The 7,416-nt window shown below is 63.9% G+C and carries 11 protein-coding genes; 6 read left to right on the top strand and 5 right to left on the bottom strand.

What is annotated here, in order from left to right:
• Together AC1DUU_RS18350 and AC1DUU_RS18345 are read left to right on the top strand one after the other, a co-directional pair.
• On the top strand, positions 1-269 hold a 269-nt coding region (locus AC1DUU_RS18350), incomplete at its 5' end, for a hypothetical protein (RefSeq protein ID WP_476784837.1).
• Positions 270-297: 28 nt separating this feature from the next.
• Positions 298-615, top strand: coding sequence for a hypothetical protein (locus tag AC1DUU_RS18345; RefSeq protein WP_476784836.1), 318 nt, complete (start codon positions 298-300; stop codon positions 613-615).
• A 67-nt stretch (positions 616-682) separates the two neighbouring features.
• Here the strand turns inward: AC1DUU_RS18345 and AC1DUU_RS18340 are convergent, their stop codons facing one another.
• The 4 genes from AC1DUU_RS18340 to AC1DUU_RS18325 form a co-directional block, all read right to left on the bottom strand.
• Positions 683-1,186 (bottom strand): DoxX family protein, encoded by a 504-nt coding sequence (locus AC1DUU_RS18340; protein WP_476784835.1) that lies wholly within the window; start codon positions 1,184-1,186, stop codon positions 683-685.
• Positions 1,187-1,200: 14 nt separating this feature from the next.
• Positions 1,201-1,953: an HvfC/BufC N-terminal domain-containing protein gene (locus tag AC1DUU_RS18335; RefSeq protein ID WP_476784834.1), complete on the bottom strand. Its 753-nt coding sequence runs from the start codon at positions 1,951-1,953 to the stop codon at positions 1,201-1,203.
• The gene (gene bufB, locus AC1DUU_RS18330; protein WP_476784833.1) at positions 1,950-2,837 is read right to left on the bottom strand and encodes an MNIO family bufferin maturase; all 888 of its coding nucleotides are present in this window, start codon (positions 2,835-2,837) and stop codon (positions 1,950-1,952) included. Before bufB ends, AC1DUU_RS18335 begins: the two co-directional genes overlap by 4 nt.
• Positions 2,838-2,910: 73 nt before the next feature.
• Complete coding sequence (locus tag AC1DUU_RS18325) at positions 2,911-3,198, bottom strand: BufA1 family periplasmic bufferin-type metallophore (protein ID WP_476784832.1); 288 nt, start codon at positions 3,196-3,198, stop codon at positions 2,911-2,913.
• 185 nt (positions 3,199-3,383) lie between these two features.
• Between AC1DUU_RS18325 and AC1DUU_RS18320 the strand changes: the two genes are divergently transcribed.
• Genes AC1DUU_RS18320 through lepA form a run of 3 tightly spaced genes read left to right on the top strand, consistent with a single transcriptional unit; the run spans position 3,384 to position 6,436 of the window.
• Positions 3,384-3,920 carry a sigma-70 family RNA polymerase sigma factor gene (locus AC1DUU_RS18320; protein WP_476784831.1) on the top strand — a complete coding sequence of 179 codons (537 nt, stop codon included), beginning with the start codon at positions 3,384-3,386 and terminating at the stop codon, positions 3,918-3,920.
• A gap of 11 nt (positions 3,921-3,931) precedes the next feature.
• On the top strand, positions 3,932-4,570 hold the full coding sequence (locus tag AC1DUU_RS18315; RefSeq protein WP_476784830.1) for an NrsF family protein: 639 nt from the start codon (positions 3,932-3,934) through the stop codon (positions 4,568-4,570).
• A 57-nt stretch (positions 4,571-4,627) separates the two neighbouring features.
• Positions 4,628-6,436, top strand: coding sequence for a translation elongation factor 4 (lepA, locus tag AC1DUU_RS18310; protein ID WP_476784829.1), 1,809 nt, complete (start codon positions 4,628-4,630; stop codon positions 6,434-6,436).
• 133 nt (positions 6,437-6,569) lie between these two features.
• Here lepA and AC1DUU_RS18305 read toward each other — a convergent pair whose 3' ends face one another.
• Positions 6,570-6,983, bottom strand: a complete 414-nt coding sequence (locus tag AC1DUU_RS18305; RefSeq protein WP_476784828.1) for a hypothetical protein — start codon at positions 6,981-6,983, stop codon at positions 6,570-6,572.
• Between the two features lie 253 nt (positions 6,984-7,236).
• On the opposite strand from AC1DUU_RS18305, the gene AC1DUU_RS18300 reads away from it, so the two are divergent.
• Positions 7,237-7,416 (top strand): hypothetical protein (locus tag AC1DUU_RS18300; protein ID WP_476784827.1); only part of this gene is annotated, 180 nt, incomplete at its 3' end.

Here is a 7,416-nt window from a genome sequence, read left to right as displayed (position 1 = left end):
ATCTCGTGCTTCTCGGCCGTGTCGAGACGCTGAATCAACAGGTCGACAGCGCTCGCCGCACCGCCAATGACAGCCTTGGCCGGCTCAACGCACTGCCCCAGCCTGAGGTCGGCGACAGCTCGATGTTCGTCGACCGGCTCGATATCCACCGGCGCGACAGGGAAGCGTTGTTCGAGGCGATGCGTCAGCTCGAAACAGCGCGCGAAGCCTTGCGGATCGCTGCCGCGGCGATCGCCCCTGCGAGCGGCTCGCAGCTCAACCGCCGCTAACCCAATACATTGATCTGGAGACATGACCTTGGCACATGCGATTGAAGACGAACGGCGTCATGAGGAAGCGCAAGCGCATATCCGCGCCACGATCATGAACGAATTCTGCGAGGTCATGCGCAAGACCGGCCTGCCGCCGATGGTCGTCATGCGCCTCGCCGCCCAGGCGGTGGGCTCGATCTACCGCGAGACATCAGATGCGCATTCGGGCCCCGCTGCCTGCACCTGCGGCTGGTGTCCGCGCCAGGAGGCCGACGTCGACATGCTGTGTTCGGCGCTGCTCGCCGCCTGTGGCCGCCGTGCCAGCCGAAACCTGCACCTGATGCCGATTGCCGGCACGGCGTAAGCCGCGGCCATCCGCTAGCGCACCTCCATAGCGCGCGTTGTGATGGATACCGGCGCGCTCGCGCGGTTCAGCCCTTCCTCTTGCCAAGGCCGACCAGCCTATCCAGCGCGATGGGCCCGCCGCCATAGACGGCAAGCGTCAGCGCCATTGCTGCCCAAGGCAGGTGGAAATTGGCCCAGCCCTCCGGCACTGTCAGCTGGATAACCGCGGTCATCAGCAAGATGCCGATCGCCGCAAAGCGCGTACCCAGTCCCAGCACCAGCAATATTGGCAGCACGATCTCACCGATTCCGGCGAACGTCGCCATCAGGATGGGTGCGGGATAGGGATACTGATTGCCGAATATGTGCAGGCTGAACTCCTGGGTGAACAGGTAGCGCGCGCCGTTGGACAGCGTCAGGAAACCGTCCCATTTGGTCAGTCCCGACTTGAAGAAGGGCACGGCAATCGCAAACCTGAGCGCCAGGAGCGGTAGCGTTGCGGGGATTGCGGCGATTGCGCTTTCGGCCCGCTGAAGCAGGCTCGCTTGGCCTTGGCCGCGCAGCATCGGAGCATTGTCTGTTCGTGCCATCGCTGATGTCTCCGCTATGTCTCGATTCCGGCGAATGCGCCGAGCGAAATCAGGCCGGTGATCGCCCGGCCGAAATCGAATTGCTGATCCTGCGCGAATACGGCCTGCGCGGCCTCGCCGATGGTCGACCCGGTAAACAGGGCTGCGGCGAAAACGCCGTCCGCCCCGGGTATGACATGCACGCGCACCTCGAAGGCGGGCCGGGTCACAGCCACCCATTCCGCATGGCCGACTGACTGCTTGCCGGCGTAGTCCTGCTGATGCGCCTGCCAGATGGTGCCTATGGCAAAGTTGGAGCGCACCAATGCTGTAGCTGCGTGAATCCGGAACCGCGATGTCGCGATTTGGTCCGGCGCGACCTTGGCCAGCGCCTCGACCGTCATCGGCAGCACATCGCCAGCGTGATAGGCGCGGGTCCATGCCGCCTCCAGCCTCGCCACGTCGGCGAGGTAGGGCAAGGCGGTGGCCGGCGCGAAATCTGCGATAAAATCCGGAAACTGGTCGCCATAGGCGAAAATCAGCGGGCTTGAAGGCAGCGATGTCGCCATGAAAGCGCGGGCCATGCCATGGAAGAATTCGTCACCCACCAGCCGCTTCACCACCGGGAACCGCTGGCCAAGCGCATTGGTCAGGCTGACGGCGATATTGTTCCTGTAGACGGCAAATCGTGCCGTATCGGCCTCGCCACGCGCGCTCGTCACGCCATCCGGCACGGGAAGCGTGGGGTCCAGCAGTGCTGCGGCAAATTTCTCCTGGACGCTGCTCATGCCTGCCTCGCCTGGCGTTTGTCCTGCCAGTGGCGGGCTGTTTGGAGCACCGCTTCAACACGGATTGCCTCGGCAAGCAGCACCGGAAATGCCGGTACGTTGTTGTCCCATTCGATTAGCGTCGGCAGCGGTCCGGCCCGAGCTATCGCATGGTGGTAAAGCGCGAACACGTCGTCCATTACCATCGAGCCATGTGCGTCGATCAGCAAACGGTCGCCGGCGCTGTCGACGGTCTCGTCATAACCGCCAAGGTGGATTTCGCCGACGCGCTCGATCGGAAACCGGTCGATATAGGCATATGGGTCGAGGCCATGGTTGACCGCCGAAACCATGACGTTGTTGACGTCGAGCAGCAGTCCGCAGCCGCTGCGCTCGGCAACGCTGTCGAGAAAATCGATCTCGTTGATCTTGCTGTCTTCAAACAGGATGTAGGTCGAGGGGTTTTCCAGCAGCATGCGGTGGCCAACGGTCTGCTGCACCTCATCGACATGGTCGGCCACACGGGAGAGTGTTTCCTTGGTATAGGGCAGCGGCAACAGGTCGTTGAGGAAGCCCGTATCATGCGTCGACCAGGCGAGATGTTCGGAAAATGACTGCGGCCGGTAGCGGTCGACCAGCTTGCGAAGCCGCGCCAGATGTGTCTTGTCGAGCGGCCGTTCCGCCCCGATGGAAAGGCCGACACCGTGCAGCGACAGGGGGTAGCGGCTTGCGAGTTCACCGAGCACGCGGTGCGGTTCGCCGCCGTCGCCCATGTAGTTCTCGGCGTGGATTTCAAAGAAGCCCACTTTCGGCAGTGTTGCGAAGATCTCGGCGGCGTGCCCCGGCTTGAAGCCAAGGCCGGCGCCTGCCGGCAATGTCCCTGCGTGATTGCGCGAAATGTTCATGCTGTTTGCCCGGCGTTGAAGATGGTGGATGGGGCCCGGCGTGCCGGACCCCAAGACGAGCTACATCGACGAACTACATCTTGGCCTGCTCAAGCATGCCCTTGTGGCCGTTCACGTCCATCGTCGCGCAGGTGCCGGCCGGAACGGCCTTCCAGGCGTTGCCCTGGTAGTCCATGGTCGAGGTTCCCGCACAGGTCGTGCCCGCGCCTGCCGCGCAATCGTTCTGGCCCTTCAGCGCGATGCCGTAGCACTTTTCCATGCCGACCATCTTTTCTGCCGGCAGCGGCGCTGCATAGGCGGCGGAAGCAAGTGCCGAAGCGAGCGAGCCGGCGAGAACAAGGGCGAGGGTCTGGCGATTCATGGTCAACTCCTATGAGAGGTTGTAGGAGCGCTCATGCGCCCCACATCGTCGACTTCGCGAGGCGGCCCTGCTTCGTTACATTCGCTTTCGAACACGCTTTAGTGATCGACGCCGCCGCGATATTCGGCATATTTCGCCAGCCGCGTAACAAACGGGCGCCGCCGCCGAAAAGGAGGAAGACAAGCTTGACGAGGACGGACGATGCCGAACTTGCCCGGCTTTTCCGGGCGGCGATGGCAGGAGACGAAAGTGCCTATGCCGTCTTTCTCGAGCGCGTCGCGGTGCTTGTGCGGGGCTTCTGCCGCCGGCGCATCATTCACGGCGGTGTCGAACCGGAGGATGTCGTGCAAGAGACGCTGCTTGCGATCCATCTGAAACGTCATACCTGGCGGCAGGACGAAGCCGTGATGCCATGGATCTACGCGATCGCCCGCTACAAGCTGATCGATGCGTTTCGCCGCCGTGGCAAGCGCATCGAGGTCGACATCGCCGACTTCGCCGACACGCTGGCCGAACCGGAAAAGGACAGCCTGGGCAGCCGCGACATCGACCGCGCGCTCGACGCCCTTGCTCCGGTGCAACGCAACGTCGTGTCGTCGATATCAGTCGATGGCGCGTCGATCGGCGAGACGGCGAGCGCGCTAGGCATGACCGAGACGGCGGTGCGGGTGGCGCTTCATCGCGGCCTCAAGGCGATTTCCCGGCGCTTTGTCAGGGATTGAACGGAACGGACATGGAAACCAAGGACCTCATCAAGGCGATCTCGAGCGATGCCGCTTCCCGCCAAACCTCGCTCGGCCCGCTGCTGCTTGTTGCCTGCGTTGCCGCCAGCATCGTTGCCGCAATTGTCTTTGCCGTGCTGCTCGGACCGCGCCCCGACATCGCGGCCGCCGCCGAGACCTGGCGCTTCCTGCTCAAATTCGTCATCACCGGGGCTGTTGCCGTCACAGCCTGCGGGCTTGTCGCGGTGCTTGCCCGTCCGGGCGCCCGGCTCGGCCGTCGCGCCGCGTCGCTGGTCGTTGCGCCGGYGATCCTGCTTGTGGCGCTAGCTGTTGAGTTCGCCACCATTCCATCAGCCGAATGGGGCACGCGGCTCATCGGCACCAACGCCCTTGTCTGCCTGACCATGATCCCGCTGATCGGTCTCGGCCCGCTCGCCATCTTCCTGGCCGCCCTGCGCCGTGGCGCCCCGACCAGGCCCGGCCTCGCCGGTGCCGCTTGCGGCCTGCTTGCCGGTGGCCTTGCCGCCACCTTCTACGCCGCGCACTGCTTCGACRATTCCCCGTTCTTCGTCGCCACCTGGTATTCGCTCGCCATCGCCATCCTCACGCTTGCCGGCGCTGCTGCCGGCCGCTTCGTGCTGCGCTGGTAGCAACAGGGCGCAAAGCCGCGCTTGTTAAGCTTTGTCGCCCCTGCTAAAGCGCCGCACATGACCACACCGCTCGACCACATCCGCAATTTCTCCATCGTTGCCCATATCGATCACGGCAAGTCGACGCTTGCCGACCGGCTGATCCAGTCCACCGGCGGGCTGGAACTGCGCGAGATGACCGAACAGGTCCTCGACAACATGGACATCGAGCGCGAGCGCGGCATCACCATCAAGGCCCAGACCGTGCGGCTCAACTACCGCGCCAACAACGGCGAGGACTACATCCTCAACCTGATCGACACGCCCGGCCACGTCGACTTCGCCTATGAAGTGTCGCGTTCGCTGTCGGCCTGCGAGGGTTCGCTGCTCGTCGTCGACGCTTCGCAAGGCGTCGAGGCGCAGACGCTCGCCAACGTCTACCAGGCCATCGACAACAACCACGAGATCGTGGTCGTCCTCAACAAGATCGACCTGCCCGCCGCCGAGCCCGAGCGCATCAAGGAGCAGGTCGAGGAAGTCATCGGCATCGACGCCTCGCAAGCCGTCTACATCTCGGCCAAGACCGGCCTCGGCATCCCCGACGTGCTGGAGGCGATCGTCAACCAGCTGCCGCCGCCGCGCGAGGGCGACATCGACGCGCCGCTCAAGGCGATGCTGGTCGACAGCTGGTACGACACCTATCTCGGCGTCATCGTCCTGGTACGCATCATCGATGGCAAGCTCAAGAAGGGCCAGACCATCCGCATGATGGAGACCAACGCCAAGTATCTGGTCGAGCGTACCGGCGTCTTCACCCCCAAGATGATCCAGGTCGACGAGCTTGGCCCCGGCGAGTTCGGCTTCTTCACCGGCTCGATCAAGGAAGTGGCCGACACCCGCGTCGGCGACACCATCACCGAGGACAAGCGCCCCACCGCCAAGGCCCTGCCGGGCTTCAAGCCGGCCCAGCCGGTGGTGTTCTGCGGCCTGTTCCCGGTCGACGCCGCCGACTTCGAGGACCTGCGCTCCGCCATGGGCAAGCTGCGTCTCAACGACGCCAGCTTCTCCTTTGAAATGGAAACCTCGGCCGCACTCGGCTTCGGCTTCCGCTGCGGCTTCCTTGGCCTTTTGCACCTCGAGATCATCCAGGAGCGGCTCGAGCGCGAGTTCAATCTCGACCTCATCGCCACTGCTCCTTCGGTCGTCTACCGGATGAATCTCAACGACGGCACGGTCAAGGAACTGCACAACCCSGCCGACATGCCCGACGTGGTCAAGATCGCCGCGATCGAGGAGCCGTGGATCCGCGCCACCATCCTGACGCCTGACGATTATCTCGGCTCGATCCTCAAGCTGTGCCAGGAGCGCCGCGGCATCCAGGTCGACCTCTCCTATGTCGGCAAGCGCGCCATGCTGGTCTACGACCTGCCGCTCAACGAGGTGGTGTTCGACTTCTACGACCGGCTGAAGTCGATCTCCAAGGGCTACGCCTCCTTCGACTACCACCTCACCGACTACAAGGAAGGCGACCTCGTCAAGATGTCGATCCTGGTCAACGAGGAGCCGGTCGACGCGCTCTCCATGCTGGTCCACCGCACGGCCGCCGAAAAGCGCGGCCGCGTCATGGTCGAAAAGCTCAAGGAGCTGATCCCCCAGCACATGTTCAAGATCCCGATCCAGGCAGCGATCGGCGGCAAGGTCATTGCCCGCGAAACCATCTCCGCCCTGCGCAAGGACGTCACCGCAAAATGCTACGGCGGCGACGTCACCCGCAAGCGCAAGCTGCTCGAGAAGCAGAAAGAGGGCAAGAAGCGCATGCGCCAGTTCGGCAAGGTCGACATCCCGCAGGAAGCCTTCATCCAGGCGCTCAAGATGGGCGATAACTGAGACACCCTTTTTCCTTCTCCCCGTTCACGGGGAGAAGGTGGCCGCGCAGCGGCCGGATGAGGGGCGGCGCGAACGCCTCATTCTCCTCTCCCCAGCGGTCGGGTGAGGGGGCACTTGCGCGCCCCCAGCCCCATCACTTCACCGCAAAATCCACAGTTTCCTTCACCGTTCCATCCACGGCGATCTGCACCTGATAGGTGCCGACCGGCCAGCCGGCATCCGGCTTGGTCATCGAGGCGTCGAGTTGGTTTTCGATCATGCCGATTTCGAAGCTGACTTCGTCGATCTTGTAGTTAGCCGGCGCGACACCACCGGAATCGACTGAAACCCAGCTCACCGTGAGCTTCGATCCTGAAGCCACCGCGTCGGTCAGTTCGGCGGACAAGAAAATCTTCGCCGTATCCGGCGCAAACGTCGCTTGGGTCTCTTCCGCGTCTTCGCTCGCCGACAGCACGATGTTTTCGAACCCTTCGGCCTGCGCGTGCGCAGCCAACGTCCCAACCGCCACCAGCGCGGCTGCCCCCATCATCATCGACCGAATGCGCATGCTCTTCCCCTGGATTTGAAACCGCCGCCCGCGCCCGACTCATGCGATGCGCGCCCGCGGCCGCTTGGTAGAGCGGAAGGCCTGGGGTTTGTCCATGAGGGTGGGGAGGGAAGCACCTGGCGCCCTCGTGGTTCGAGGCCCGGCCGGGCAAGTCTATGCAATGCCGCCGACGCAGTGCTGGCCGGGCACCTCACCATGAGGGCTACTGAGAGGCCGCGCTGCCAACCTTCAACGCTTGGCGCGAACCTACGTGATGAGCCGACGCGACGCACTGCGCCGCCACCCTCATGGTGAGGTGCCTGGCCCGCACGGCCCTCCCGAATATTCACTCACGATCTCCGGCCAGGCCTCCAACCACGAGGGTTCCAGCTACCTCGTCTTCCGGCACGCCAACTCCGGCAATCGCTCGTACGCCAGCGCAATCAGCGCCTCC

It is taken from the genome of Aminobacter sp. P4_H6_2, assembly GCF_056400805.1.
The sequence above is the reverse complement of the archived record's forward strand: the minus strand, read 5'-3'. Positions and strand labels throughout refer to the sequence as shown.